Genomic DNA, 25,560 nt, shown 5'->3' on the forward strand with positions numbered 1-25,560 from the left:
TGAAAATAAAAGCACTGAATAGATACTTTATTGCCTCCATGCCCTCCAACTCCACCGCGTCGGCCTCTCAACAAGGCCGGGACAAGCTGCACCTGCAGCTGGCGCGGCTGTTCCGCAGCAAGGTGTCCACGGGCGCCTGGCCCGTAGGCAGCGCCATTCCCACGGTGCAGGAGTTGGAGGCGCTGCATGGCGTGTCGCGCACCACGGTGCGCATGGCGCTGGGCGCCCTGGTGGCAGAGGGCCTGCTGCTCACGCGCAAGCGCGGCGGCACCCGGGTGATTGCGGCGCCCTACAAGCCGCCGTCCTTCCTGCTGCCCACCAGCTGGAAGGAGCTGGTGGCCTTTGGCGCTCACATCGGCCAGATCACCCTGCACACCGGGCGCGACTGCCTGCCGCCGATTCCCGAAGGCTTCCCCGACGTGGGCCGCATGGCCCCCGCCTACGTGCACCTGCTGCGCGTGTACGACCATGACGCGGCGCGGTTCTGCCTGTCGCAGCTGTATCTGGAGCAGGAACTGTTCCCCGAGATCGAGGCCCAGCTGGAGCGCAGCTCCCTGGCCGTGGCCCTGAGCAGCGACCCCTCGCGCATTGCCGTGGCGCGCCAGCACCTGAGCGTAGCGCCGGCCGACGAACTGGCCGCCGAGCACCTGGGCGTGGCCCTGGGCACGCCGCTGATGCAGGCGCTGCGCTGGGCCTGCAATGCCGACGGGCTGCTGATCTACTGGGCGCGGGTCCGCTTTCTCAGCGAGTACGTGCATATGGAAATGGATCTCCTGAAATGAACCCGACTTCCTCATTCCCCGCTTCACGCCCGCATGCGGGCCGCGTGGCCTGGATCACCGGATCGACCAGCGGCATCGGCCTGGCCGTGGCGCGCCATCTGGCCAGCGAGGGCGCGGCCATCGCGCTGCATGGCCAGGCCGCCGCTTCTGCCGAGACCGATGCGCTGGTGCGCGAAATCGCCCAAACGCATGGCGTGCCGGTGCGCCACTACGGGCTGGACCTGCGCGACGGCAGCGCCATCGCCCCGCTGGCGCAGCGCATTGCGGCCGAGATGGGCGCCATCGACATCCTGGTCAACAACGCAGGCATGCAGCATGTGAGCCCGCTGCTCGAATTCCCAGCCGGCAAGTGGGACGAGCTGCTGGCCGTCAACCTGTCGGCGCCCTTCCACGCCATCCAGGCCTGCGCGCCGCAGATGCTGGAGCGCGGCTGGGGGCGCATCATCAATATCGCCTCGGTCAGCGGGCTGGTGGGCGTGGCGCGCAAGCCGGCCTATGTGGCCAGCAAGCACGGGCTGATCGGCCTGACCAAGTCGGTGGCGCTGGAGTTCGCCACCACGCCCGTGACCTGCAACGCCATCTGCCCCGGCTGGGTGCTGACGCCGCTGGTGCAACGGCAGATCGATGCGCTGGCAGCGCGCGAAGGGCTGGATGCCGACGCGGCGGCGCGCCAGCTGCTGGGCGCCAAGCAGCCCTCCCAGGCCTTCGTGACCGTGGAGCAGGTGGCGGCGCTGGCCGGTTTCCTGGCCAGCGAGCAGGCAGCCGAGGTGCGCGGCGCACACTGGAACATGGACGGCGGCTTTGCCGCTGCCTGAGCCGGCCACGCCTCGCCCTGCCCCGCCAAACCCCTTTTTCATACCAACGACAGACAAACCCAACCAGGAGAGACAGATGTCCTTGAACGAAACCCATGACGCAGGCTTGCGCAGCTGGGTGGCCTCGGCCAATACCGGCGCCAGCGACTTCCCTATCCAGAACCTGCCGTTTGCGGTGTTCCGCCGCGCAGGCAGCCAGGAGGCCTGGCGCGGCGGCGTGGCCATTGGCGACCAGGTGCTGGACCTGGCGCGCGCAAGCGCGATCAAGGCGCTGGGCGATGCCGTGCAGCCGCAGCTGGAAGCCGCTTCGCAACAGCACCTGAACGGCTTCATGGCCATGGGACCGGCCGCCTGGTCGGCCCTGCGCCTGGCGCTGTCGCGCGCGCTGCGCGAAGGCGCTGCCGCGCAGGACGCCCTCAAGGATTGCCTGGTACCCCAGGCCGAGGTGGAGTACGCCGTGCCGGCCCAGGTCGGCGACTACACGGACTTCTATACCTCGGTGCACCACGCCACCAACGTCGGCAAGCTGTTCCGCCCGGACAACCCGCTGATGGAAAACTACAAGTGGGTGCCGATCGGCTACCACGGCCGTGCGTCCAGCCTGCGCGTGTCGGGCGTGGACTTCCGCCGCCCCATGGGCCAGCTGAAGGCGCCCGACGCCGCCGCGCCCGCACTCAAGCCCTGCGCACGCCTGGACTATGAGCTGGAGATGGGCATCTACACCGGCGCCGGCAACGCCTGGGGCGAGGCGATTTCCATGGACGAGGCAGAGAACCACATCTTCGGCCTGTGCCTGCTCAACGACTGGTCGGCGCGCGACATCCAGGCCTGGGAATACCAGCCGCTGGGCCCCTTCCTGTCGAAGAACTTCGCCACCACGGTCTCGCCCTGGATCGTGACGCTGGAGGCGCTGGAGCCCTACCGCACGGCCTTCACGCGGCCCGCCGCAGATCCCCAGCCCCTGCCCTACCTGAGCTCGGCCGCCAACTCCGAGCGCGGCGCGTTCGACGTGCAGTTGAGCGTGGCGCTGGAGACCGGCCGCATGCGCGCCGAAGGCCAGGCCGCCCAGCAAATCACCCACACCAGCTACCGCCACGCCTACTGGACCATGGCCCAGCTGGTGGCCCACCACAGCGTCAACGGCTGCGACCTGCAGCCCGGCGACCTGCTGGGCACGGGCACGCTGTCCGGCCCCACCTCCAGCGAGGCCGGTGCGCTGCTGGAGCTGACCGAAGGCGGCAAGAAGCCCGTGGCACTGGCCAATGGCGAGAGCCGCACCTTCCTGCAGGATGGCGATGCCGTGATCCTGCGCGGCTGGTGCGAGAAGCCAGGCGCCGCGCGCATCGGCTTCGGCGAGTGCCGCGCCACGGTGCTGCCCGCGCGCCAGGGCTGACAGCAGCCTCCAATCGATCGGGCGCGATGGATTCGCCCGATCGATAGCCACGAATGTCGTGATTCCGACAGCCACGAGTGCATGACACAATTGCTGACATGCCCGCCCCATCGGAAGAAGCCCTCTCAGCACCTCCCGCCACCATCGACTTCGGAAGGCAGGCGGCCCCTGCACGGCAGGAGCCCGCCTTTGCCGAGCCCGGCACCGCCAAGAGCCCCAGCAAGCTGCCGCCCTCGATCGCCAGCGCCTTCGCCGCCGCAGCCTATGCGCTGCAGCACGGCGATGACGGCCCAGCCGCCGACGAAAGGGCGGCCCCCGGCGCAAGTTCCGGCACGAATTCCGGCACGACCAGCTTCACCGGTGGCCAGGGTGCAGGCCTGATGCCCGGCCTGTACGCCAGCCTGATTGGCGAGCCCTCGCGCGACTACTACCTGCGCCTGTTCGAGCGCTTCGATGCGCTGGGCAAGCCCCTGCCCACCTGGAACCTGGCCGCAGGCCTGTTCACCCTGCCCTGGTGCGGGCTGCGCGGGCTGTGGCAAGAGGGCGGCCTCTACGCGCTGGCCGCCGGCGGCACGGGCCTGGTCTGGGGCCTGCTGCTGCGCCCCGCGCTGGGCCTGCCCCCGGCCATAGCCCACGGCATCGATGCCATGCTGGTGCTGATGGCGATTGCCATTCCCGGCCTGGGCGCCAATGCCCTGTACTGGCACCATGTGCGCCGCCTCACACTGCAAGCCATTGGCGAGGCTCCCAACATGGCCGCAGCGCACGAACGCCTGGCCCGCCGCGCGGCCACGCCCTTGCGCAAGCGGCTGGCCGTGGCGGCCGGTGCGGTGCTTGCCGCCGCTGCGGGTGCCGGCATCTGGGCGCTGTCGGGCACGCCACATTTCATGGCGGCACAGACGGAGGTGATTCCATCCGAAGCCGTGCCGGCCGCTGCACCAGCCGTGGCGCCAACGCCCGCCGCAGCCGTAGCTGCCGTTGAAACGCCAAGGACGGAACCGGCGCCAACACCCGCCCCCACTCCCGCACCCACGCCCCAGCCGCAAGAGCCAGTCGCCCAGGCCGAGGCGCGCCCTGATCCGCAAGCGCCCTTGCCCGCTGCCGGCAGCACCGTCTCCGGCACGGTCGAACCCATGCCCGTAGTAGCAGCGGCCGGCGCTGCGGGTACCGTCGCTGCCACTGCAGCGGCAGCCATTCCCGTCAAGGCCGCGTTGGTGCCAGCCAAAGCACCTGCGCCAGCGCCAGCGTCCGTGCACGCAGCCACGGCAGCGCCCGCCAAGCCCTCCAAGGTGGCGGCTGAAACCAAACCAGCCAAGCCCGCCAAGCCCGCCGAACCCGTCGCAAAGGCCCCGGCACCTGCCAAGCCTGCCTCGGCGGCTCTGGAGCCGGGCAACTACTACATCAACATCGGCGTGTTCTCTGAAGCCGCCAATGCCGGGCGCGTGGTGGAGCGGCTGGAGAAAGCCAAGCTGCCCACGCTCAGCCAGACCCTGCACAGCAACAAGGGCGAGATCGTGCGCGTGCGCTCGGGCCCCTTTGCCAAGCAGCGCAGCGCCGATCAGGCGGCGGCCAGGATACGCGCCATGGGCCTGGAGGCCACGGTCTTCCACCACGCCCCCGCGGAAGGCCGCAGCGCGCGGCGGTGATGCCCTGGCAGCACCTTGGCAATGCCTTCGTGATGCCTTTGCTGCCGCCTGTTACTTCCGCATGCCAATGGCACCGCCCGAGCCCGGCTAAGGTATGCGGCGTTGTCCGAGGCGATGCGCCAGCGCCCGCCCTGATACTGCGCAGCACACACCCCCTGAATTGAGGAGACAGACCATGCCGACGATCACCACCCCAGCCCTGCACCGCCGCCTTGCCGCCCTGGCCCTGCTGGGCGCCACCACCCTGGTGGCAGGCTGCGCCGGCATGAGCAATCCTTTTGGCGGCAGCAGCGGCGGTGGGGCGCAACCGGCTCCGCGCCCCGTGCAGGTCTGCAATGCGGCATCGGCGCAGTCCTTCGTGGGCAAGAGCAATACCTCGGCCACGCTGGAGGCCGCCCGCAAGCAGTCGGGCGCCTACATGGCCCGCGTGCTGCGCGAAGGCCAGCCAACGACGATGGAGTTCAACCAGGAACGCCTGAACCTGGTGGTCGACGGCACAGGCCGCATCGTGGCCGTGCGCTGCGGCTGATCGCCGACCGATTGCGCGGTGGCGCTGGACGAAAAAAGGACGCCGAGGCGTCCTTTTTCAATGGTCGTTGGCCCGCTCACTCGGCCAGGAACAGCTCCTGCAGGTCGCTGAGGAAGTCAAAGCCCCGCTCCGTGGGCACCACCCGGCCCAGGTCGCGCGTGATCAGGCCCTTGGCCTGTGCTGCATCCAGCCCCTTGGCGATGGACGACAGCGGCAGGCCCGTGCGCTCCATGAAGTCCTGCAGCGCAAAGCCTTCGCGCAGTCGCAGCGCGTTGAGCATGTACTCGAAGGGCAGGTCGGCGCGGCGCACCTCGCCGTCCTGCGCCAGTGGCGCGCCGGCCAGGGCCTGGTCCATGTAGCGCGCGGGATCGCGAAAGCGCACCTGGCGCACGATGCGGTGGGCAAAGCTGAGCTTGCTGTGCGCGCCCGCGCCTATGCCCAGGTAGTCGCCGAACTGCCAGTAGTTGCGGTTGTGCCAGCACTGGTGGCCCTCGCGCGCATAGGCCGATATCTCGTAGCGCTGCATGCCTGCGGCGGCGGTGCGCGCGGTGATGCGGTCCAGCATGTCGTAGGCCAGGTCGTCCTCGGGAATGGCCGGCGGGAACTTGGCGAAATACGTATTGGGTTCGATGGTCAGGTGATAGACCGACAGGTGTGGCGGGGCGAAGGACATGGCCACGTCCAGGTCCCGCGCCAGGTCCAGTTCGGTCTGGCCGGGCAGCGCGTACATCAGGTCGATGTTGAAGGTCTCGAAGCTGTCGGCCGCCTCGCGCACGGCCGCACGCGCCTGGGCGCCATCGTGCACGCGGCCCACGGCCTGCAGGAAGCGGTCGTCGAAGCTCTGCACGCCAATGGACAGCCGCGTGACGCCGGCCGCGCGGAAGGCGCGGAAGCGGTCGGTCTCGAAGGTGCCGGGGTTGGCCTCCATGGTGATCTCGCAATCGGCCTCCATGCGCAGGCGCGCACGGATGGCGGCCAGCAGCCGGTCGATGGCCTCGGGCGAGAACAGGCTGGGCGTGCCGCCGCCGATGAAGATGCTGTGCACGGTGCGGCCCCAGATCAGCGGCAGCGCGCTTTCCAGGTCGGCGACCAGGGCGTCGATGTAGCGGTCTTCGGGCAGCTCGGGGCCGTCGCGGCCGTGCTCGTGCGAGTTGAAGTCGCAGTACGGGCACTTGCGTATGCACCAGGGCAGGTGCACGTACAGCGACAGCGGCGGCAGGCTGCCCAGCTGCAGCGTGCCGGGGCGCATGTAGTGCTGGATGTCGCGCTGCACGGCGGCCTGGGCGCCGGAGACCGAATCCTGGGGCTGGATGGGAATCATCGCACCCAGCGCTCGCGCACGAGTTCGATCATCTGCAGCGTGGCGCGGCCGCGGTGGCTGTGCGCGTGCTTCACGGCCGGGTCCATCTCGGCGAAGGTCTGGCCCAGCTCGGGGATGTACATCACGGGGTCGAAGCCGAAGCCCTGCGTGCCACGGCGCTCGGTGGTGATCTCGCCCTGCACACGGCCCATGGCGATCAGCGGTTCGGGATCCTTTGCGCTGCGAACGCCCACCAGGGTGCTGACCATGGCGGCGCGGCGGTCGGCCACGCCCTGCATCTGCTCCAGCAGCGCGCGCACGTTGTTGTCGTCGCTTTTCTCGTAGCCGAACTGCGTGCAGTAATAGGCCGTATCCACGCCCGGCAGCCCGCCGAAGTGCGAGACGCACATGCCGGCGTCGTCGGCAATGGCGGGCAGGCCCGTGCGCTCGGCCGCGAAACGGGCCTTGGCCAGCGCGTTCTCCACAAAGGTGCAATGCGGCTCGGGCGCCTCGCCCTCGAACAGGTCGCCCTGGCGGATCAGCTCCACCCCCAGCGGGGCGAACATGGCTTGCAGCTCGGCGAGCTTGCCGCGGTTGTTGGAGGCCAACACAATCTTCATCGTAGAAATCCAGTCGGGCGCCCGTGCGCCCTTTGTCGTCAATAGGTTCGGTAGTCCATGCGCGCCAACGGCACCGCTGCCGCGGGCCGGCAGCGGCGGTCAGCGCTTGAACTGGCGCTCGGCCGAGCGGCGTATCGCTTCGTTGATCTCGGCGATGGAGCGCTCGATGGCCGCGTCGTCGAGCTCATCTTCCAGGTCTTCGATTGCCCCGCCCTGGATCGTGGATTCAAACGCGTCGTTCTCGATGTCCTGGGTGGAGATGCCCATGGTGGACTCGAAGGCGTCTGGCGTCTCCCACTCCATGGCAATGGCCGTGACGTTGTCGCTGGCATCGCCCGCATTGCGCAGCGCCGTATCGACCAGCTGGGGAATGGCCTGGGACACGGTGCGGCCGTGCAGGGTGCGCAGCAGGTGCCCTTCGTCCACGCTGCCCCACAGGCCGTCGGAGCACAGCAGCAGCTTGTCGCCCTGCTCCAGCCGGCGCGGCTCGGTCACGTCGTAGATGGGCTTGGACGGAGAGCCCAGGCAGGTGAACAGCACGTTGCGGCTCGATGTCTTGAGCTGCGCGGCGATCTCGCCCATCTCAAGATAGGAGTGATCGCGCGTGCGCACCAGCAGCTCGCCGCCGCGCACCAGGTACAGGCGCGAGTCGCCGCAATGGATCCAGGTGATCTTGCCCTTCTGGATGACGGCGGCGACCAGCGTGGTGCGCGGCGTGTCGATCATTCCCTTGGCGCTGGCATAGCGCAGGATCTGCCGGTGCGCATGCAGCAGCGCATCGACCAGAAAGCCCTGCGGATCTTCGAGCAGCGGCTTGGCCTGGCGCTGGAAATGCACGGACATCACCTGCAGCGCCAGCTGCGCGGCGACCTCGCCTTCGGGATGGCCGCCCATGCCGTCGGCCAGCACGAAGAGCACGGCTTCCCGCGTGTAGCAGTAACCCATGCGGTCTTCATTGAGCGCACGGCCGCCGCGGCGGCTCAGCTGGAATACCGAAAACCTCATGGCTTGCGCTCCTGGCCCACGGCTGGCAGGCCCGCTGTGCCGCTGATCTTTTGCATGTTCTTCTTGGCGTCGGTCACCAGCGTGTCCAGCTGCAGGCGCATGCGCTCGGAGACGCTGAGCTTGGTGTAGCGACGCTCGCCTTCGCGGCTCAATTCCTTTTGCAGCGCAAACACCGACTGCGGACGCGATCCCGGGTCCACGGCCATGCACCACTCGACGACCTCGATGAGGTTGTCCGAATACACGCCGCGCAGCTTGGTCAGCGCCAGCGTGAGCCGGTCCTTGTCCTGACGCTGCGGCGCCTCGTTGGGCGGAAATCCCTGCATGCAGGCATAGATGCAGGCGCCGATGGCGTAGATGTCGGTCCAGGGACCCAGCGATGCGTCGCGGCGGTACATCTCGGGCGCGGCAAAGCCCGGCGTGTACATGGGGCGGATGAAGTTGCCTTCCTTGGACAGCACCTCGCGCGCCGCGCCGAAGTCGATCATCACGGCACGGTCGTCATTGGTGATGAAGATGTTGGCCGGCTTGATGTCCAGGTGCAGCATCTTGTGCTGGTGCACGATGCGCAGGCCGCGCAGCACCTCGTCGAACAGCGAGCGGATGGTCGATTCGCGGAACACCTTCTCGGCCTTGAGCTCGCGCGCGGTGACGACGAAGTCCTGCAGGGTGGCACCCTCCAGGTAGTTCATCACCATGTAGACGGTTTCGTTCTCGCGAAAGAAATTGAGCACGCTGACCACGGAAGCGTGCGAGATCTGCGCCAGTGAACGCCCTTCCTCGAAGAAGCTCTTGAGGCCCAGGCGGTACAGCGAAAGTTTTTCGGGCGCCACGGCGGGCTGCAGCTCTCCGGGGGCACGGGTGGCCAGCGAGGCGGGCAGGTATTCCTTGATCGCCACCTGCTTGCCCTCTGCATCCAAGGCCAGGTAAACGACGCCGAAACCGCCGGAAGCAAGCCTGCGCACCACCCGATAGCCGCCGATCGTGCTGCCTGGCGGCAATGGCGCCGGCTTGATCTTGGAAGACATTTTTCTCCGGTGAGTCTCAGGGATGGGGCGAAACCCGGATAATCGGGCAATTGCAAGCATCCATCAAAAGTCCAATGCCAGTTTACAGCATGACCGGATACGCCAGTGCCCAGCACGGCGCGTCCGAAGAAGATGGTGGAGCGTCGGGCCGCAACAGCCGGCTCGGTCTGGAGATCCGCTCGGTCAACAGCCGCTTCCTGGATCTTTCGTTCCGCCTGCCCGACGAACTGCGCGCGCATGAGCCAGCCTTGCGGGCCCTTTTGACCGCCCGCCTCAAGCGCGGCAAGGTCGAGGTGCGCGCCGCCATCGACAACGACGACGGCAACTCCCTGCCCGACCCCTCCACCGCCATGCTGCAGCGCCTGGCCATGCTCCAGGACACTGTCCAGTCCTGGCTGCCCGACGCCCGCAGCCTGTCCGTCTCCGACGCCCTGCGCCTGGCCAGCGGCAGCGGCAACTCGGCCGTTGACTGGAGCAGCGTGCTGCCCACGCTGGCAGAGCAGGCCCTGACCGAACTGCTGGAGGCCCGCGCCCGCGAAGGCAAGCGCCTTGCCACCATGCTGCTGGACCGCATCGCGCAGCTGCGCAAGCTCGCGGCAGATGCCACGCCCCTGGTGCCCCAGCTCGTGGAGCAGCAGCGCCTGCGCTTCATGGAGCGCTGGAAGGAAGCGATGGCCCTGGCCGAAGGCGCCGTGGCGCCCGAAGCCGCCCAGGACCGCGCCCTGACCGAGGCCACCGCCTTTGCCATCCGCATCGACGTGGCCGAGGAAGTCACCCGCCTGGACTCGCACCTGGACGAGATCCAGAGCCTGCTCAAGAAGGGCGGCGAGATCGGCAAGCGCCTGGACTTCCTGATCCAGGAACTGCACCGCGAAGCCAATACGCTGGGCTCCAAGTCCGCCACGCTGGAGCTGACCCGCATCAGTGTGGACATGAAGGTGCTGATCGAGCAGATGCGCGAGCAGGTGCAGAACATCGAATAAGCCCAACACAGATGCCCATGCGTGAACACACTGCGCAAAATTCCATGGATTACCCCGGAAACCTCTTTGTCGTCTCGGCCCCCAGCGGGGCCGGCAAGTCCAGCCTGGTGCGCGCGCTGCGCGAGTTCGATGCGCGCGTCTCCCCTTCCGTCTCCCACACCACGCGCGCGCCGCGTGGCCAGGAAAAGCACGGCCGCGAGTACTACTTCGTCTCCGACCAGGAGTTCGACGCCATGGTGTCGAACAACGCCTTCGTCGAATGGGCGAACGTGCACAGCCGCCGCTACGGCACGGCCAAGAAGGCGCTGGAAGAGCGCATCCAGGTCGGCACCGACGTGCTGCTGGAGATCGACTACCAGGGCGCACTGCAGGTCAAGCAAGCGTTTCCGAACGCCGTGCTGATCTTCATCCTGCCGCCCAGCTGGGACGAGCTGCGTGCCCGCCTGGAAAACCGGGGCGAGGACGCGCCCGAGGTGATCGAGCTGCGCCTGAAGAACGCGGCCGAGGAGATGGCCCAGGTGGCGAAATTCGACTTCGTTATAATCAACGAATTGTTCGAGAGCGCACTGTTTGATCTCAAGACGATCATCCACGCACAGCGCCTCAAGTATGCGGCTCAGCGCAGCCGCCGCGCAGAGACCTTCGAGTCTCTCAATATTTCTGAACCCAACTGACGTTTCCCGGAGATCCTGATGGCACGCATCACTGTTGAAGACTGCCTGGAGCAGATCCCTAACCGCTTCCAGCTCGTGTTGGCCGCCACTTACCGCGCACGCATGCTGAGCCAGGGTCACACGCCCAAGATCGAAACCAAGAACAAGCCCGGCGTCACCGCGCTGCGCGAGATCGCCGAAGGCAAGGTCGGCATCGAGATGCTGAAGAAGGTTCCGGGCTGATTTGCTGCAAAGCAACACAATGGCCCCACAAAGAGCACCGCACAGCGGTGCTTTTTTTACATGAAGCCTGCACAAACCAGCATGCACGCTACATTTAAGTCATGAAAGCGGCCTTGACTTCGTTCACAGCCCCCTCTGATCCCGTACCGCCACCCCGGCCCGAGCGCATGTCTGCAGAGCAGGCAACCGCCGTGTCGGCCAATGCCTTTGCCGGACTGATGGAGCACCTGGGATACCTGGATGCCACCAGCATCGAGCAGGTGCGCGAAGCCTATGCCTTCGCCGACCAGGCCCACAGCGACCAGTGGCGCAGCAGCGGCGAACCCTATATCACCCATCCCATCGCGGTCACGGCGCTGTGCGCGAGTTGGAAGCTCGACGCCCCGGCCCTGATGGCCGCCCTGCTGCACGATGCGATGGAAGACTGCGGCGTCACCAAGGCCGATCTCGCCCAGCGCTTCGGCCAGGACGTGGCCGAGCTGGTCGACGGCCTCACGAAGCTGGACAAGCTGCAGTTCAACACGCGCGAAGAGAACCAGGCGGAATCCTTCCGCAAGATGCTGCTGGCCATGGCGCGCGATGTGCGCGTAATCCTGATCAAGCTGGCCGACCGCACCCACAACATGCGCACCATGGGCGACATGCCGCGCAGCAAGTGGGGCCGCATCTCGTCGGAAACGCTGGAGATCTACGCACCCATCGCCCACCGCCTGGGGCTGAACCAGACCTACCGCGAGCTGCAGGACCTGGCCTTCCGCCACCTGCATCCCTGGCGCTACGCCACGCTGGAAAAAGCCATCGCCCGCTCGCGCAAGCGACGCCGCGACCTGGTCCAGCGCGTGCAGGACGAGGTCAATGCCGAGTTCGCCGGCGCGGGGCTGCAGGCCCGCCTTGCCGGCCGTGAAAGCACGCTGTATTCGCTCTATCTGCGCATGGAGAAGAACCAGCTGAGCTTTGCCAAGGTGACGGACATCTACGGCTTTCGCATCATCTTGCCGCGCGTGATCGATTGCTACACGGCGCTGGGCGTGCTGCACCAGATGTACAAGCCCATGCCGGGCCGCTTCAAGGACTACATCGCCATTGCCAAGAACAATGGCTACCAGTCGCTGCACACCACGCTGGTGGGCCCCTCGGGCGTGAACATCGAGTTCCAGATCCGCACCGAGGAAATGCACATCGTCGCCGAGGCCGGCGTGGCCGCCCATTGGCTTTACAAGGCCCAGCCCGGCCACGATTCCGAGCAGCTGGGCACGCAGTGGCTCCAATCGCTGCTGGACATCCAGAACGAGACGCGCGATGCCGCCGAGTTCTGGGACCACGTCAAGGTGGACCTGTTCCCCGACGCCGTCTACGTGTTCACGCCCAAGAGCGAGATCATGGCCATGCCGCGCGGCGCCACCGTGGTGGACTTCGCCTATGCGATCCACAGCAAGGTCGGCAACCACATGACCGCCGCGCGCATCAACAACGAGGAAGTGCCGCTGCGCACCGAACTCAAGAGCGGCGACGTGGTGCAGATCGTCACCTCCGAAGACGCCACGCCCAACCCGGCCTGGCTGGGCTTCGTCAAGACCGGCCGCGCGCGCTCCAAGATCCGCCATTACCTGAAGTCGGCCGCGCAAAGCGAATCGGCACGCCTGGGCGAGAACCTGCTGGCCCAGGCCATGCGCGCCGAAGGCATGGACGCCGTGCCGCCGGCCGATGAAGCCAACCAGGCGCTGTGGGACGAAGTGCTGCGCATGGCAGGCAGCCGCAGCCGCGCCGACCTGATGGTGGACATCGGCATGGGCCGGCGCATTGCGTCGCTGGTGGCCTCGCGCCTGACGGCGCTGATGGCGCGCCACGGCCACCGGCCCGACGCCCTGCTGCTCACGCGCGAACGCTTCAATGCCAGCAACCGGCCCTTCCAGGGCGCCGTGCTGCTGGACGGCTCCAACCAGGGCTCCATCCACTACGCGCAGTGCTGCCGGCCCGTGCCGGGCGACGCCATCGTGGGCTATCTGGGCAGCGGCGAAGGCCTGATCGTGCACCACGCGCAGTGCAAGATCGCACAGCGCCTGCAGGAAAAGGACAGCGACCGCTTCATTGTCGTGGAATGGGCAGATGACATCGATGCCGCGCGCCTTTTCGAGGCCCGCATCGTCGTCACCGTCAACAACGGCAAGGGCGTGCTCGCCCGCGTGGCAGCCGAGCTGGCCGGCGCCGAAGTGGACATCCTGCGCGTGGACATGGCCGACGAGGCCGCCATGAGCACCACGGACCTGTGCTTCGTGATCTCGGTGCACGACAACCAGCAGGTGGAGTCCGCGCTGCGCAACCTGCGCCGCGTGCATTCGGTGGTGCGCGCATCGCGCGTCATTCCCTGACCCCGGCCCTGCGGGCCGGTCTCGTCTCTACAGGCCCTGCACCAGTTGCTGAAGCAGCTGGCCGCAGTCGTGTTCGAACTTGCAGGCCAGCAGATCTTCGGCCCGCATGCGGCCCTGGTTGACCGCCACCACCGGCTTGCCCTGGGCCACGGCCTCGTGCACGAAGCGCAGGCCCGAATACACCATCAGCGACGAGCCCACGACCAGCAGGCCCTGCGCATGCCCGAGCGCGGCCCGCACCGCCGCCACTCGCTCGCGCGGCACGCCCTCGCCGTAGAACACCACATCGGGCTTGAGCACGCCGCCGCAGTGCGGGCAGGCCGGCACGTCGAAGCGGCTGAAGTCGCGCCCCTCCAGATCGGCATCACCGTCGGGCGCGGCCTGGGCACTCAGGCCGGCCCAGCCGGGGTTGCGCTCCAGCAGCATGGTCTGCAGCACGGCGCGCTCCATGCCGGTGCCGCAGCCCATGCAGCGCACGGCGGCAATGCGGCCGTGCAGGTCGATGACACCCTCGCTGCCTGCCGCCGTATGCAGGCCGTCCACGTTCTGGGTGACCAGGCCGGCCATCCATCCGCGCTGCTGCAGCAGCGCCAGCGCCTCATGGGCCGGGCCGGGCCGGGCCTGCGCCATCACGGGCCAGCCCAGCAGGCTGCGCGCCCAATAGCGCTGGCGCGTGGCATGGCTGCCCATGAAGGCCTGCAGCGTCACGGGCTGGGGCCGCTTCCACTGCCCCGCCGCATCGCGGTAGTCCGGAATGCCCGAGCCTGTGCTGCAACCTGCGCCCGTCAGCACCAGCCAGCGCTGGCCAGGGCGCAGCAGGGCACGCAGCGCCTGCGCGGCATCCTGCACAGGCGGGGACAGGGAGGGCGATGGTGCAGCAGTCATGGGAGCACAGCATAGCGATCCATGGATGGCTTGGTGCGGAAACACCGTGTTGCATTCAGCGCCAGGGCGCAGCGGAGACAATGGCTGCATGCCCCACGCACATGCCACCGCCCCCGTCCCCAGCAACGCCAACGGCCCCCACATGCTGACCCGCGCCGGACTGGCCACCGCCCTGACTGCCGCTCTGCTGGCCGGCTGCGCCTCCCGACCTGCGCCCACGCCGGTGCCAGCGCCAGCTTCCGCTGCGGCAAACTCCACGGCTGCGGCCGCCCCTGCCGCGGCGGCACAGGCCGGCCCGGCCGCAGCGCCTGCTGCCGAGGCAAGCGGCGCGCAAGAGGCGTCCCAGCAGGCCGAGGCCGCCAGCTTCGAGGCCTGGAAGCGGGACTTTGCGCGCAAGGCGCTGGAGGCCGGCATCTCCGCCAAGACCGTGAGCAGCGCGCTGGAGCCGGCCCGGCTGCAGCGGCGCGCGGTGCAGCTGGACCGCTCGCAGCCCGAGTTCACGCGCACGCCCTGGCAGTACCTGGACAGCGCCGTCTCGGCCCAGCGCATTGCCCAGGGCCGCACCAAGCTGCGCGAAGCGGCTGCACCGCTGCAGGCGGCCAGCCAGCGCCATGGCGTGCCGGCCGAGGTGATCGCCGCCATCTGGGGCATGGAAAGCAATTACGGCAGCAACTTCGGCAACTTCCCCACCGTCGATGCGCTGGCCACCCTGGCCTTCGACGGCCGGCGCGCGGCCTGGGCTCAGAAGGAGTTGCTGGCCGCCCTGCGCATCATCGACAACGGCGACATCGACGCGGCCCACATGATCGGCTCCTGGGCCGGCGCCATGGGCCATACGCAGTTCCTGCCCTCGGTCTTCCTGGCCTATGCGGTGGATGCCGATGGCGATGGCCGCCGCGACATCTGGGGCAGCCTGCCCGATGTGACGGCCTCCACGGCGAACTACCTGGCCCATTCGGGCTGGAAGACGGGCGAGTCCTGGGCCGTCGAAGTGCGCCTGCCGGCAGGCTTTGACCATGCACGCGCCGAGACCAGCGTGCGCCAGGACAGCGCGCAATGGGCGGCCGAAGGCGTGCAGGCCGTGGACGGCTCCGCCCTGCCCGCCATGGCCGATGCCAGCGTGATCGCACCGGCCGGCGCGCGTGGCCCGGCCTTCATGGTGGGCGCCAACTTCCGCACCATCCTGCGCTACAACAACTCCGTGAATTACGCATTGGGCGTGGGCCTGCTGTCGCAGCAACTGGCCGGCGGCCCGGGCGTGCAGGCGGCCTGGCCACGCGATCTGGCCCCGCTGTCGCGCGAGCAGTTGCGCGCCTTGCAGGCCGCGCTCAACGAACGGGGATTTTCAGCCGGCACGGCCGATGGCGTGATGGGCCCGGCCACGCGCGCGGGCCTGCGCCAGTTCCAGCAAAGCCAGGGCCTGGTGGCCGACGGCTATCCCACGCTGGAGCTGCTGCAGAAACTGCAGCCCTGAACGCTCACCCGGCGGCGCTGCCCGGTTCCGGGTAGGTGACGTCCAGCACTTCCAGCGTGCGCACACCTGCGGGGGTGGGCAGGGCCACCTCGTCGCCCACACGGGCCTTGAGCAGGGCGCGCGAGACGGGTGCGATCCAGCTGACCTGCTGGCGTGCGCTGTCGGCCTCGTCGATGCCCATGATGGTGATGGTGCGCTCCTCGCCCTCGTCATCGACATAGGTGACGGTGGCGCCGAAGTAGATCTGCTCGCTGCCGGCATGCACGGAGGGATCGACCACCTCGGCGATCTCCAGCCGCTTGGTCAGGAAGCGGATGCGCCGGTCGATCTCGCGCAGGCGCTTCTTGCCGTACAGATAGTCGCCATTCTCGGAGCGGTCGCCATTGCTGGCCGCCCAGTGCACGATCTCCACGATGCGCGGGCGCTCGTTGTCGATCAGGTCCAGCAGCTCCGTCTTCAGCCGCTCGAAGCCCTGGGGCGTGATGTAGTTCTTGCCGCCCGGCGGCAAGGGCGGCAGGCCGACTTCATCATCGTCGTCGCCGTCGGATTCCTTGGTGAAAGCCTTGCTCATAGGGAGCCGATCTTCACACAGATCACCGCAGCAGGCGAAGACGCCGCACAAACCTCGACACCAACTGAGCACAAACGAAAAAGCCTCAGAACTTTGCAGTTCTGAGGCTTGTCGTTTTGGTGCGGCTGGCAGGAATCGAACCCACGACCCCTTGGTTCGTAGCCAAGTACTCTATCCAGCTGAGCTACAGCCGCCAAGCTTCGAATTATAGCGTGCTTTTTTGAACGCCTACGGAACACCATGAAAATATCGAAAAATAACCGTTGACCAGCGCCTGAACCATGGCCACGGCCTCTGTGCGGGCCTGTGCGGGCGCCTGAAACGAAAAAGCCTCAGAACTTTTCAGTTCTGAGGCTTGTCGTTTTGGTGCGGCTGGCAGGAATCGAACCCACGACCCCTTGGTTCGTAGCCAAGTACTCTATCCAGCTGAGCTACAGCCGCCAAGACAACGATTGTATATCAATTTCTGGCCTCTCCGCAAAAATTGCAACCATCGCAAACTCCGGGCCCCGTGGCGCACCGCGCTGGCCTATATTGGCCGGTCGCGGATGCAGGCCCTGCCCTGCACCTGCGCGGGAGACAAACACAGCGAGCGGCCCGCCGCAGCGGCGGAAACGACAAGACATGACAGACAAGCGCGCGGCCACGCAGCCGCAACCGCCCGAGGGCGCCATGTGGGGGCAGCTGTTTCGCCGCAGCGCCCGCCCTGCCCTGAGCCTGCAGGGCCAGATCCGCGAGATGCTGGTCGATGCCATCCTCTCGGGCATCCTCGCACCCGGCGAATCCATTCCCTCCAGCCGCGAGCTGGCGCGCCACCTGGGCGTGGCACGCATCACCGTGGTGCTGGCCTACCAGCAGCTGGCCGAGGAAGCCTTTTTGCTGAGCCGCCAGCGCAAGGGCCACTTCATCCATCCCGACGTACTCAAGGGGCGCACGCCGGGCGGCGCTGCGGCCAGCAGCCCCCCTGGCGAAGGCCGCCGCACCGACTGGTCGCGGCGCCTGTGGCTGCTGCCCAGCCAGCAGCGCAGCATCGTCAAGGAAGAGGACTGGCAGCGCTACCCTTATCCCTTCCTGTACGGCCAGTTCGACAAGGAGCTGTTTCCCACGGCCGCCTGGCGCGAATGCTGCCTCAAGGCCCTGGGCGTGCTGGACATACGCCAGTGGGCGCCCGACCAGATCGCGCGCGACGACGAGATGCTGATCCAGCAGGTGCAGACCAAGATCCTGCCCAGGCGCGGCGTCTGGGCCTCGGCCGACGAGCTGATCATTACCGTGGGTGCGCAGCACGCCCTCTACATGGTGGCCGACCTGCTGATGCGCGAGGGCACGGCCGTGGGCATCGAGGAGCCCGGCTACCCCGACGCGCGCAACATCTTCAGCAGCCGCACCTCCCAGGTCATCCCGCTGCCGGTGGACGGCCAGGGCCTGCCGGTCACGCCGCTGCTGCGCCAGCTGGACTACCTCTACGTGACGCCCAGCCACCAGTGCCCCACGGGCGTGACCATGCCGCTGGCCCGGCGCGAGGCGCTGCTGGAGATGGCCGAGGCGCACGACATCATCCTCATCGAGGACGACTACGAGAGCGAGAGCAGCTTCGACGGCCAGCCCATCCCGGCACTCAAGAGCCTGGACCGCAGCAACCGCGTGATCTACGTGGGCAGCCTGTCCAAGAGCCTGGCGCCGGGCCTGCGCGTGGGCTACATCGTGGCGGCGCCCGAGCTGATCCGCGAGCTGCGCGCACTGCGCCGGCTCATGATCCGCCACCCCGCCACCTTCGTGCAGCGCACGCTGGCCATGTTCATCTCCCTGGGCCACTACGAGGCCCAGCAGCGGCGCCTGGCCCAGGCGCAGAAGGAGCGGCACGCAGCCCTCACGGCCGCCATGGCCGAGCATGCGCCCGGCTGCCGCATCACGCCCGTGCGCGGCGGCGGCTCGTGCTGGGTGCAACTGCCCGACCACATTCCTGTCGAAGCCCTGGCGCAGCGCGCCGCCGCGCACGGCGTGCTCATCGAGCCCGGCGATGTGTTCTTCGCACGCCCGGGCACGCCCGGCAGCTACATGCGCATGGGCTACCAATCCATACCCGCCAACGACATCGGCCAGGGCGTGAAGGCCCTGGCCGATGCGATCCGTGAGGAGCAGCAGTAACGCAAGGAATGGCCGGGACCGGCCCTGCCGGTCCCGTCGCCCCCGGGTCAGTACTTCTGCGGCTCGGGCTGCGCGGCCTCGGACAGCGATGTCACCACGGGCGCCACGCCGCGCTGCAGGAACTGCCGCACGGCGTAGGCCAGCAGCAAAATGCACAGGCTGGCCACGCCCAGCGCCAGCGGCGTGCGCTGCTCGGGGATGAAGGCCATGGCGATGACGATGGACAGCATGCCGAAGATGGCGAACCAGGTCAGGTACGGATAGCACCACATGCGCACCTTGAGCTGGTGGGGCGCCTCGCGCTCCAGCCGGGCGCGCAGGCGCAGCTGCGAGATGGCGATCAGGATGTAGACGAAGATCGCCACCGTGCCGTAGGAGTTGACCAGGAAGGCGAACACCTTGTCGGGCGACACATAGGACATCACCACGGCGCCGTAGCCGAACAGCGTGGCCACCAGGATGGCCCGCGTGGGCACGCCATTGCGGCTGACCTTGGCCAGCGCCTGGGGCGCGTCGCCGCGCCGCGTCAGCGCGAACAGCATGCGAGATGACGCATACAGCCCCGAGTTCAGCGCCGACAGCACGGCCGTCAGCACGATGGCATTCATGATCTGCGCGGCGGCCGGCACGCCCATGGTGTTGAGCGCGCTGACATACGGCGTGGCAATGCCGCCCGCATTCCAGGGCACCAGGCAGGCCACCAGGAAGATGGAGCCCACATAGAACACCAGCACGCGCGTGATCACCGAGTTGGTCGCCTTGGCCACGGCCTTCTGCGGCTCGGCCGTCTCGGCGGCGGCAATGGTCACGATCTCGGCGCCGAAGTAAAAGCCCGTGGCCGCCACCGCCCCGGTCAGCACGGGCACGATGCCGTTGGGCATGAAGCCGCCGTTGCCGGTGAGGTTGCCGAAGTGCATGCCCTGCGAGGCGGGCGTCAGGCCCAGCACGTAGACGCCGGCCACGAACAGGAAGACCACGATGGCCGCCACCTTGATGGAGGCGAACCAGAACTCGAACTCGCCAAAGGACTTGACCGACACCAGGTTGGTCAGCGTCAGCATCACCAGCAGCACCAGGCTGATGCTCCAGTTGGGCACATCGGGCAGCCAGTAGCGCACCAGGTCGGCTCCGGCCACGGCCTCCAGCGACACGACGATGACCCAGAAGTACCAGTACATCCAGCCCGTCAGAAAACCTGCCAGCCGGCCCACGCCGGGGCGGTCGCGCCAGGCCTCGCGCGCAAACTCGTAGAACGAGCCTCCCCCGGGCATGGAGCAGGCCAGCTCGCCCAGCATGCGCATGACCAGGACCACGAGCAGACCCGTGATGAGGAAGGAAAGAATCGCGGCCGGCCCGGCCGACTTGATGACGACGCCGCTGCCCACGAACAGCCCGGCGCCGATGACGCCACCGAGGGCGATCATGGTCATGTGGCGTTCCTTGAGCCCGTGCGAAAGCCCCGGTGAAGAGGCGTGCTGATTTCCGATCATGTCTTGTCTCCTGTTTTATTCAGGCGCCACGGCTGATGCTCTGTTGTGGTGGCTGCGCAGGTGCGCGCCTTGCCGTGGCGTATCCGGTGTTCCCGGTGGCACGGGGCCGCAAGGCCCCGCGCCGTCAGGCGGCCGCCACCGGCGGGCGGTCCTTGCGGAAGGCGTTCTTCACGGCGATCTTTCCGTCCTTGAAGGTGAAGACATCCACCATGCGCGCTTCCACGCGCAGGCCGTCGGCCTTGGTGCCCTTGAAGGTGCTCTCGGACACGCCACGGTCGCCCTGCACGAAGTGGTCTCCATCGAGCCAGGCCGCATCGGGAAAGGCCTGCCAGGCCATCTGGAAGCCCTCGCGCACCGCCTGGCGGCCGACGAAGCTGCGGCCCATGAGATCGGGCCCGGCCACGGCGTGGAACTCGCACTCATCGGCCATGAAGCCCATCAGGGCCTCGATGTCGTGGCGGTTCCAGGCCTCGGCGAAGCGGGCCAGGAACTGTGCGTCGGGAGGGTTGGTGTCTGCGCTCATGCTGTCTCCTTGTCTGTGGTGGGTACCACGGCGCCGGGCCCGGGCAGGGCCGCCGCGCCGCGTCATCGAAATGTCGATGGGCCATGGTAGGTAGCAGGCACACGGACCCGTTAGAACCAGATGCCATCAATCGTTAGGTCCAGGCGCGCGCACCGGCCGCCACTGGCTCTATCGAAAGCTGGGCTGTGGCGCTAACTGGCTCCATGGCCTGCTGGCTATGCTGATTCCATCGTCGGCGCACCGCCTTGCAGGGCTTGCCGGCATTGGCCCCATTCCACCGAATCCATAGCAAAAAGCGGCAGATCCCAAGCCGCCGCACCAGGAGACATCCGCCATGAAAGCCGAGGACATCCGCCCCAGCCACCTGCGTCCCTACGACCCTCAGTACGACCCGCTGGTGGCTGCCAACCCGGGCCACGGCACGGGCTATGCGCCCACCTACTGGGTCGGCACGGCGGGACGCCCGCCAGACGATGACGGCCCGGTCACCGGCGACATGGACGTGGACGTGGCCATCGTCGGCTCGGGCTTCACGGGCCTGGCCACGGCCCTGTTCCTGGCGCGCGAACACGGCATCCGCGCCGTGGTGCTGGACGCCAACCAGACCGCCTGGGGTTGCACCAGCCGCAACGGCGGCCAGGGGCAGAACGCCAGCGGGCGCCTGTACCGCTCGCAATGGATCGCACGCTGGGGCAAGGACGTGGCGCTCAAGCTCGACGCCGAGATCCGCGAGGGCTTCCAGACCTTCAAGGACCTGGTGGCCGAATTCCCCGAGTGCGAGCCCCAGCCCGGCGGCCACCTCTACATCGCCCACCGCGAAAAGAAACTCGACTTCCTGCGCAACGAGACCCAGATCATGCGCGAGGTCTTCGGCTACGACGCCCGCATGCTCAGCCCCGAGGAGCTGCGCCGCGAATATGTGAACGATGCCGACAGCCATGGCGCCATGCACGAGCCCGACGGCATCGGCGTGCACCCGCTCAAGCTGGCCTTCGGCTACCTGCGCAAGGCGCGGGAGCTGGGCGTCAAGGTGCACCCGGCCAGTCCGGTGCTGGGCGTCGAGACGCGCAACGGCGTGCACCACCTGCGCACGCCCGGCGGCACCGTGCGGGCGCGCGCCGTGGGCTTTGCCACGGGCGGCTACACCAGCAACGCCCTGCATGGCAGCCTGCGCTCCAAGATCATGCCCATCCTCTCGAACTCGCTGGTCACGCGGCCGCTGACCGAGCAGGAGCTGGAGGCCACGGGCTTCAAGACCACCCAGGTCATCACCGACACCCGCACGCTGCGCTTTTACTACCGCCGCCTGCCCGACAACCGCGTGCAGATCGGCAGCCGCAGCGCCGTCACGGGTGCCGATGCGCCCAACCCCATCCACATGGCCAAGCTGGTGGACGGCCTGCACCGCAAGTTCCCGGCGCTCAAGGGCATCACCATCGACTACTCCTGGTGGGGCTGGGTCGATGTGAGCCACGACATGATGCCGCGCGTCTTCCAGCCCGATCCGGCCCAGAGCATCTTCTACGCCGTGGGCTATGGCGGCAACGGCGTCTCCTTCTCGGCCCACGCGGGCCGGCGCATGGCCGAGCGCATCGCAGGCCGACAGAGCAAGACCTTCGAGCTGCCCATCTACAACTCGGAGCTGGAGTATCCGAACGTCTTCAACATGGTGCGCTCGCCCGCGTTTGCGCCGTTTCGCCGGTTGGGGCAGCGGTTCCTGTACCACTGGTACTACATGCGCGACGAAAAGCTCTGAACCCCAACCGATTGCTGCTTGGGCCGGCCTCCTGCAGGGGGCCGGCCCTTTTTTTCAGCAGCGCCGGGGGCAGCCACCTGCTACCGGTTCCGCATCCAGTCGGCCGTGTTCATGAAGCTGGCCTTGAGGCGCACGCGCAACTCCTCGGGCACGCCGGTCTCGCCCATGGCCTGGTCCATGCAGGCCACCCACTGGTCGCGTTCCAGGATGCCGATGGAAAACGGCATGTGGCGCATGCGCAGGCGCGGGTGTCCGAAGCGATCCTGGTAATGGTCAGGGCCGCCCAGCCAGCCGCACAGGAACCAGAACAGCTTCTGGCGCGCGTCGGCCAGCGTGCTGCCGTGGGCGGCACGCAGTTCGGCATAGCCGGGCTCCAGGTCCATCAGATCGTAGAAACGGTCCACCAGGGCCTGCACCCTGGGCTCGCCGCCGATCCATTCATAGGGGGTCTGGGGGGCGTTGTTCTGGGATTCCTCTGACATGGCGAAAAGCGGCTGGCGGCTGAGTGAAACCCGCGATTGTCAGGCATGTGCCATGTCCGTGCCCGTACCGGTATCCGTGGGGGCCCCGGCACGCAGGAACCCGTACACCGCCAGCGCCGTGAGCACCGTGATGCCCGCCAGCACATCCAGCAAGATGCCAAAGGCCTGGCCATAGGCCGCCAGCACGGCGGGTGCAGACAGGCCGGGCAGCAGGGCCATGGCCTCGGCGATGTTCCCCGTCACCAGCAACTGCGCCGCGCGGCCGGTGGCATGCACCGCCTGGGGCGCCTGCACCGCCTGGGGCGCCTGAGCTGCCAGGGCCGACAGACGCCATGCCAGCAATGCGGCCAGCCCCGCGCCCACCAGCGCCAGCGCCATGCCTTCGCCCGCCACGCGCACCGTGCTGAAAATGCCCGTGGCCATGCCGGCGCGCTCACTGGGCACCACGCTCACGGCCAGGCCATCCATCAAACCCCAGGGCAGCCCGATGCCCAGGCCGATCAGCAGCAACGGGGGCGCCATCTGCGCAAAGGCCGTGCCCGGCGCGCACCCGCCCAGCCACAGCAGGCCCGCCGCGCATACCAGCAACCCCGCCAGGCACAGCAGCGCGGCCGAAACCCAGCGCGTGAGCCAGCCCGCCAGCAACGGCACGAACAGCATGGGCAGGGACAGCACAAACATCAGTTGCCCCGCCTGCAGCGGCGCCATGCCCTCCACGCCGATGAAGCGCACCGGCAGCAGCACCAGCAGCACCACGAAGGCATAGGCCGGCGCACCCGCCAGCAACTGCACGCCCACGAAACGCGGATAGCGAAACAGCGACAGGTCCAGCATGGGCTGCCCCGTGCGCTGCTGCACGCGCCGCTCCACGGCCACAAACGCCGCCAGCGCCAGCGCGGCACCGGCCAGCGGCAGCAGCGCCGCCCCGCTGGACCAGCCCGCCTCCGGCCCCTGCAGCACGCCCCAGGTCAGCAGCGCCAGGGCTGCGGTGAACAGCAGCGCACCGGCCCGGTCCAGCCGCTGCGCCTGCGGATTGCGCGACTGAGGCATGCAGCGCAGCCCCAGCACCAGCGCGGCCAGCGCCACGGCGGCCACGCAAAGCACCACGCCGCGCCAGCCCGCCACGCCCAGCAACCAGCCCGACAGCAACGGCCCGAAGGCCAGGCCCACGCCAAACGACGTGCCCACGCCACTGAAGGCACGCATGCGCGCCGTCCCGTCGAACACCTGGGCCAGCGCCGCCGTGCCGCCCGCCAGCGCGGCGGCCGCACCCAGGCCCTGCAGCGCACGCAGCAGGTTGAACACGACGATGGCCCCCTGCCCGCCCAGGCAGGCCTGGGCCAGCGCACTGGCCAGCACCACGCCCAGCCCGGTCAGGAAAACGCGCCGCCGCCCGTGCAGATCGGCCAGCGCGCCGGCCGCCATCAGCGTGGCGCCAAAGCTCAGCATGAAGGCATTCGTCACCCAGTTGAGCGCCAGCGGCCCGCCGCCCAGCGCCTCGCGCAGCGCAGACAGGGCCACGGCCGGCCCGGTAAAGCTCAGCGGCATCGCCAGCGCCGCAAGGCACACCGACAACAGCACCCAGACCGGGGACGCATGCGGTCGCGCTGTACCGTGGAGCGCACCCGGTGCGCGGGAAGAAGTCAGGCAAGAGGACATGGTTGGCAAGGCTTTCGCAATTTCCCGGCCGCACATGGCCAAGCATGCATGAACGATAAAAGCGCTGCAATGCCGTGAAAATAGGCGCCAGACTCCCCACACTCCCAACCCCAGGTTGGCAATCGACATGGACAGCTTCAGCGGACTCGAATCCTTTGTGCGTGCAGCCGACCTGCTGAGCTTTGCCGAGGCCGGGCGCGCCCTGGGCATCTCGGCCTCGGCCGTAGGCAAGAACGTGGCGCGGCTGGAACAGCAACTGGGCCTGCGCCTGTTCCAGCGCACCACGCGCCAGGTACGCCTCACGCAGGAAGGCGCACTGTTCCATGAGCGCTGCCGCCGCATCCTGGATGAACTGCACGATGCGCGCGCCACCATGCAGGCCGCCGCCGAGGCGCCGCGCGGGCGGCTGCGCGTGAGCCTGCCCACCATCGGCTACCGCTTCCTGCTGCCCGTGCTGCCCGAGTTCCAGGCCCTGTACCCGGAGGTTGACCTGGACCTGGACTTCAACGACCACCTGGTGGACGTGGTCGAGGCCGGCCTGGACGTGGTCATCCGCAGCGGCGAACTGGCCGACTCGCGCCTGGTCGCGCGCCGGCTGGGGCCGTTCCGCTTCATCCTGGCCGGCTCGCCCGACTACCTGGCGGCACGGGGCATACCGCAATCCCCCGGCGAACTTGCACAGCACAGCTGCCTGCGCTACCGCTTCCTGAGCAGCGGCAAGCTGGAGGAATGGGTGCTGCCCGGCATGCCGCCCCACCTGCCCGCCGCCCTGGTCTGCAACAACATGGAAGCCATGCTGGGCGCGGCCGTGGCGGGCATGGGGCTGGCCTATATGCCGGACTTCCTGGCGCGCGATGCACTGGGGCGTGGCGAACTGCAGCGGGTGCTGGCGGAGGACCTGACGCACACGGGGCAGTTTTCGGCGTTGTGGGCGTCGAGTCGGCAGTTGTCGCCTAAGGTGAGGGCGTTTGTGGATTTTGTGGGGGAGAGGTTGTTCAAGGAGTCTTGAACGGGGCCGTCCCCTGCTGTTGCTCGTTCTTGTCCCTGCTCTTGCTCGTTTCTGCCCCTGCCGGGTGGTTGTTTTTCGAGGCCGGGTCTCGGCCCGGCGGCCGACCTACTTTCCTTTGTTTCGCCACCGGTACGCCGGCCGAAGGAAAGTAGGCAAAGCAAAGGCGACCCGAATGTCCGCGACCCTCCGCTTCGCTG

Annotated in this window: 23 protein-coding genes and 2 tRNA genes; 13 read left to right on the forward strand and 12 right to left on the reverse strand. The window is 68.1% G+C overall.

Features of this window, described 5'->3' with window-relative positions:
• Positions 1 to 38: 38 nt before the first annotated feature.
• From ACF8ML_RS00095 to ACF8ML_RS00115, 5 genes are all read left to right on the forward strand, one after another.
• Complete coding sequence (locus tag ACF8ML_RS00095) at positions 39 to 782, forward strand: GntR family transcriptional regulator (RefSeq protein ID WP_047325953.1); 744 nt, start codon at positions 39 to 41, stop codon at positions 780 to 782.
• Complete coding sequence (locus ACF8ML_RS00100) at positions 779 to 1,597, forward strand: 3-hydroxybutyrate dehydrogenase (protein WP_392405789.1); 819 nt, start codon at positions 779 to 781, stop codon at positions 1,595 to 1,597. The genes ACF8ML_RS00095 and ACF8ML_RS00100 overlap by 4 nt, the downstream gene beginning before the upstream one ends.
• A gap of 76 nt (positions 1,598 to 1,673) precedes the next feature.
• The gene (gene fahA / locus ACF8ML_RS00105; RefSeq protein WP_392405791.1) at positions 1,674 to 2,990 is read left to right on the forward strand and encodes a fumarylacetoacetase; all 1,317 of its coding nucleotides are present in this window, start codon (positions 1,674 to 1,676) and stop codon (positions 2,988 to 2,990) included.
• 98 nt (positions 2,991 to 3,088) lie between these two features.
• Entirely contained in the window at positions 3,089 to 4,636 is a 1,548-nt protein-coding gene (locus tag ACF8ML_RS00110) for an SPOR domain-containing protein (protein ID WP_392405793.1), read from the forward strand.
• 175 nt (positions 4,637 to 4,811) lie between these two features.
• Positions 4,812 to 5,165, forward strand: a complete 354-nt coding sequence (locus ACF8ML_RS00115) for an I78 family peptidase inhibitor (RefSeq protein WP_017407180.1) — start codon at positions 4,812 to 4,814, stop codon at positions 5,163 to 5,165.
• 76 nt (positions 5,166 to 5,241) lie between these two features.
• On the opposite strand, the gene hemW is transcribed toward ACF8ML_RS00115, so the two are convergent.
• The 4 genes from hemW to ACF8ML_RS00135 form a co-directional block, all read right to left on the reverse strand.
• Positions 5,242 to 6,486 (reverse strand): radical SAM family heme chaperone HemW, encoded by a 1,245-nt coding sequence (hemW, locus tag ACF8ML_RS00120; RefSeq protein ID WP_392405795.1) that lies wholly within the window; start codon positions 6,484 to 6,486, stop codon positions 5,242 to 5,244.
• The gene (rdgB, locus tag ACF8ML_RS00125) at positions 6,483 to 7,085 is read right to left on the reverse strand and encodes an RdgB/HAM1 family non-canonical purine NTP pyrophosphatase (RefSeq protein ID WP_034367744.1); all 603 of its coding nucleotides are present in this window, start codon (positions 7,083 to 7,085) and stop codon (positions 6,483 to 6,485) included. Before rdgB ends, hemW begins: the two co-directional genes overlap by 4 nt.
• A gap of 99 nt (positions 7,086 to 7,184) precedes the next feature.
• Positions 7,185 to 8,090 (reverse strand): PP2C family serine/threonine-protein phosphatase, encoded by a 906-nt coding sequence (locus ACF8ML_RS00130; RefSeq protein WP_016450314.1) that lies wholly within the window; start codon positions 8,088 to 8,090, stop codon positions 7,185 to 7,187.
• Entirely contained in the window at positions 8,087 to 9,118 is a 1,032-nt protein-coding gene (locus ACF8ML_RS00135; RefSeq protein ID WP_392405797.1) for a serine/threonine protein kinase, read from the reverse strand. The genes ACF8ML_RS00130 and ACF8ML_RS00135 overlap by 4 nt, the downstream gene beginning before the upstream one ends.
• Positions 9,119 to 9,207: 89 nt before the next feature.
• Here ACF8ML_RS00135 and ACF8ML_RS00140 point away from each other — a divergent pair, with 89 nt between their 5' ends.
• The 4 genes from ACF8ML_RS00140 to ACF8ML_RS00155 all read left to right on the forward strand — a co-directional run bounded on the left by ACF8ML_RS00140 (position 9,208) and on the right by ACF8ML_RS00155 (position 13,366).
• Positions 9,208 to 10,101, forward strand: coding sequence for a YicC/YloC family endoribonuclease (locus tag ACF8ML_RS00140; RefSeq protein WP_017407182.1), 894 nt, complete (start codon positions 9,208 to 9,210; stop codon positions 10,099 to 10,101).
• 44 nt (positions 10,102 to 10,145) lie between these two features.
• Positions 10,146 to 10,775, forward strand: coding sequence for a guanylate kinase (gmk, locus tag ACF8ML_RS00145; protein ID WP_016450311.1), 630 nt, complete (start codon positions 10,146 to 10,148; stop codon positions 10,773 to 10,775).
• An 18-nt stretch (positions 10,776 to 10,793) separates the two neighbouring features.
• Positions 10,794 to 10,997 (forward strand): DNA-directed RNA polymerase subunit omega, encoded by a 204-nt coding sequence (rpoZ, locus tag ACF8ML_RS00150; protein WP_016450310.1) that lies wholly within the window; start codon positions 10,794 to 10,796, stop codon positions 10,995 to 10,997.
• Between the two features lie 101 nt (positions 10,998 to 11,098).
• Entirely contained in the window at positions 11,099 to 13,366 is a 2,268-nt protein-coding gene (locus ACF8ML_RS00155) for a bifunctional (p)ppGpp synthetase/guanosine-3',5'-bis(diphosphate) 3'-pyrophosphohydrolase (RefSeq protein WP_016450309.1), read from the forward strand.
• Between the two features lie 27 nt (positions 13,367 to 13,393).
• On the opposite strand, the gene ACF8ML_RS00160 is transcribed toward ACF8ML_RS00155, so the two are convergent.
• Positions 13,394 to 14,251, reverse strand: a complete 858-nt coding sequence (locus tag ACF8ML_RS00160) for an NAD-dependent protein deacetylase (protein ID WP_392405801.1) — start codon at positions 14,249 to 14,251, stop codon at positions 13,394 to 13,396.
• An 88-nt stretch (positions 14,252 to 14,339) separates the two neighbouring features.
• Between ACF8ML_RS00160 and ACF8ML_RS00165 the strand changes: the two genes are divergently transcribed.
• A complete protein-coding gene (locus ACF8ML_RS00165) occupies positions 14,340 to 15,725 on the forward strand; it encodes a lytic murein transglycosylase (RefSeq protein WP_392405802.1) in 1,386 nt (461 codons plus the stop codon).
• Between the two features lie 4 nt (positions 15,726 to 15,729).
• On the opposite strand, the gene greB is transcribed toward ACF8ML_RS00165, so the two are convergent.
• From greB to ACF8ML_RS00180, 3 genes are all read right to left on the reverse strand, one after another.
• Positions 15,730 to 16,296, reverse strand: a complete 567-nt coding sequence (greB, locus tag ACF8ML_RS00170; protein ID WP_046242094.1) for a transcription elongation factor GreB — start codon at positions 16,294 to 16,296, stop codon at positions 15,730 to 15,732.
• A 117-nt stretch (positions 16,297 to 16,413) separates the two neighbouring features.
• Positions 16,414 to 16,490 (reverse strand) — tRNA-Arg (locus ACF8ML_RS00175).
• Between the two features lie 170 nt (positions 16,491 to 16,660).
• Positions 16,661 to 16,737 (reverse strand) — tRNA-Arg (locus tag ACF8ML_RS00180).
• 183 nt (positions 16,738 to 16,920) lie between these two features.
• Here ACF8ML_RS00180 and ACF8ML_RS00185 point away from each other — a divergent pair.
• Positions 16,921 to 18,444, forward strand: coding sequence for a PLP-dependent aminotransferase family protein (locus ACF8ML_RS00185; RefSeq protein WP_016450753.1), 1,524 nt, complete (start codon positions 16,921 to 16,923; stop codon positions 18,442 to 18,444).
• A 47-nt stretch (positions 18,445 to 18,491) separates the two neighbouring features.
• Here ACF8ML_RS00185 and ACF8ML_RS00190 read toward each other — a convergent pair whose 3' ends face one another.
• The gene (locus ACF8ML_RS00190; protein ID WP_392405804.1) at positions 18,492 to 19,934 is read right to left on the reverse strand and encodes an amino acid permease; all 1,443 of its coding nucleotides are present in this window, start codon (positions 19,932 to 19,934) and stop codon (positions 18,492 to 18,494) included.
• Between the two features lie 124 nt (positions 19,935 to 20,058).
• A complete protein-coding gene (locus ACF8ML_RS00195; RefSeq protein WP_013803799.1) occupies positions 20,059 to 20,457 on the reverse strand; it encodes a nuclear transport factor 2 family protein in 399 nt (132 codons plus the stop codon).
• A 334-nt stretch (positions 20,458 to 20,791) separates the two neighbouring features.
• Between ACF8ML_RS00195 and ACF8ML_RS00200 the strand changes: the two genes are divergently transcribed.
• Positions 20,792 to 22,213 (forward strand): FAD-binding oxidoreductase, encoded by a 1,422-nt coding sequence (locus ACF8ML_RS00200; RefSeq protein ID WP_047325960.1) that lies wholly within the window; start codon positions 20,792 to 20,794, stop codon positions 22,211 to 22,213.
• Positions 22,214 to 22,293: 80 nt separating this feature from the next.
• Here the strand turns inward: ACF8ML_RS00200 and ACF8ML_RS00205 are convergent, their stop codons facing one another.
• On the reverse strand, positions 22,294 to 22,695 hold the full coding sequence (locus ACF8ML_RS00205) for a group II truncated hemoglobin (protein ID WP_047325961.1): 402 nt from the start codon (positions 22,693 to 22,695) through the stop codon (positions 22,294 to 22,296).
• Between the two features lie 39 nt (positions 22,696 to 22,734).
• Positions 22,735 to 24,243: an MFS transporter gene (locus ACF8ML_RS00210; RefSeq protein WP_392405806.1), complete on the reverse strand. Its 1,509-nt coding sequence runs from the start codon at positions 24,241 to 24,243 to the stop codon at positions 22,735 to 22,737.
• A 238-nt stretch (positions 24,244 to 24,481) separates the two neighbouring features.
• Here ACF8ML_RS00210 and ACF8ML_RS00215 point away from each other — a divergent pair, with 238 nt between their 5' ends.
• On the forward strand, positions 24,482 to 25,363 hold the full coding sequence (locus ACF8ML_RS00215) for a LysR substrate-binding domain-containing protein (protein WP_392405808.1): 882 nt from the start codon (positions 24,482 to 24,484) through the stop codon (positions 25,361 to 25,363).
• The last annotated feature ends 197 nt before the right edge of the window (positions 25,364 to 25,560 follow it).

It is taken from the genome of Delftia sp. WSY_10 (assembly GCF_043104705.1).
Taxonomy (GTDB): domain Bacteria; phylum Pseudomonadota; class Gammaproteobacteria; order Burkholderiales; family Burkholderiaceae_C; genus Comamonas; species Comamonas tsuruhatensis.

What these genes read in the sequence shown, in the direction of transcription:
- ACF8ML_RS00215 (WP_392405808.1), top strand. Translation starts at nt 24,482, where the DNA reads ATGGACAGCTTCAGCGGACTCGAATCCTTTGTGCGTGCAGCCGACCTG.
- ACF8ML_RS00190 (WP_392405804.1), bottom strand. Translation starts at nt 19,934, where the DNA reads ATGATCGGAAATCAGCACGCCTCTTCACCGGGGCTTTCGCACGGGCTC.
- rpoZ (WP_016450310.1), top strand. Translation starts at nt 10,794, where the DNA reads ATGGCACGCATCACTGTTGAAGACTGCCTGGAGCAGATCCCTAACCGC.
- ACF8ML_RS00160 (WP_392405801.1), bottom strand. Translation starts at nt 14,251, where the DNA reads ATGACTGCTGCACCATCGCCCTCCCTGTCCCCGCCTGTGCAGGATGCC.
- ACF8ML_RS00110 (WP_392405793.1), top strand. Translation starts at nt 3,089, where the DNA reads ATGCCCGCCCCATCGGAAGAAGCCCTCTCAGCACCTCCCGCCACCATC.
- ACF8ML_RS00100 (WP_392405789.1), top strand. Translation starts at nt 779, where the DNA reads ATGAACCCGACTTCCTCATTCCCCGCTTCACGCCCGCATGCGGGCCGC.
- ACF8ML_RS00185 (WP_016450753.1), top strand. Translation starts at nt 16,921, where the DNA reads ATGACAGACAAGCGCGCGGCCACGCAGCCGCAACCGCCCGAGGGCGCC.
- ACF8ML_RS00115 (WP_017407180.1), top strand. Translation starts at nt 4,812, where the DNA reads ATGCCGACGATCACCACCCCAGCCCTGCACCGCCGCCTTGCCGCCCTG.
- ACF8ML_RS00095 (WP_047325953.1), top strand. Translation starts at nt 39, where the DNA reads ATGCCCTCCAACTCCACCGCGTCGGCCTCTCAACAAGGCCGGGACAAG.
- ACF8ML_RS00140 (WP_017407182.1), top strand. Translation starts at nt 9,208, where the DNA reads ATGACCGGATACGCCAGTGCCCAGCACGGCGCGTCCGAAGAAGATGGT.
- ACF8ML_RS00195 (WP_013803799.1), bottom strand. Translation starts at nt 20,457, where the DNA reads ATGAGCGCAGACACCAACCCTCCCGACGCACAGTTCCTGGCCCGCTTC.
- rdgB (WP_034367744.1), bottom strand. Translation starts at nt 7,085, where the DNA reads ATGAAGATTGTGTTGGCCTCCAACAACCGCGGCAAGCTCGCCGAGCTG.
- ACF8ML_RS00155 (WP_016450309.1), top strand. Translation starts at nt 11,099, where the DNA reads ATGAAAGCGGCCTTGACTTCGTTCACAGCCCCCTCTGATCCCGTACCG.
- ACF8ML_RS00200 (WP_047325960.1), top strand. Translation starts at nt 20,792, where the DNA reads ATGAAAGCCGAGGACATCCGCCCCAGCCACCTGCGTCCCTACGACCCT.
- fahA (WP_392405791.1), top strand. Translation starts at nt 1,674, where the DNA reads ATGTCCTTGAACGAAACCCATGACGCAGGCTTGCGCAGCTGGGTGGCC.
- ACF8ML_RS00130 (WP_016450314.1), bottom strand. Translation starts at nt 8,090, where the DNA reads ATGAGGTTTTCGGTATTCCAGCTGAGCCGCCGCGGCGGCCGTGCGCTC.
- ACF8ML_RS00210 (WP_392405806.1), bottom strand. Translation starts at nt 24,243, where the DNA reads ATGCCGCTGAGCTTTACCGGGCCGGCCGTGGCCCTGTCTGCGCTGCGC.
- ACF8ML_RS00205 (WP_047325961.1), bottom strand. Translation starts at nt 22,695, where the DNA reads ATGTCAGAGGAATCCCAGAACAACGCCCCCCAGACCCCCTATGAATGG.
- ACF8ML_RS00165 (WP_392405802.1), top strand. Translation starts at nt 14,340, where the DNA reads ATGCCCCACGCACATGCCACCGCCCCCGTCCCCAGCAACGCCAACGGC.
- greB (WP_046242094.1), bottom strand. Translation starts at nt 16,296, where the DNA reads ATGAGCAAGGCTTTCACCAAGGAATCCGACGGCGACGACGATGATGAA.
- gmk (WP_016450311.1), top strand. Translation starts at nt 10,146, where the DNA reads ATGGATTACCCCGGAAACCTCTTTGTCGTCTCGGCCCCCAGCGGGGCC.
- ACF8ML_RS00135 (WP_392405797.1), bottom strand. Translation starts at nt 9,118, where the DNA reads ATGTCTTCCAAGATCAAGCCGGCGCCATTGCCGCCAGGCAGCACGATC.
- hemW (WP_392405795.1), bottom strand. Translation starts at nt 6,486, where the DNA reads ATGATTCCCATCCAGCCCCAGGATTCGGTCTCCGGCGCCCAGGCCGCC.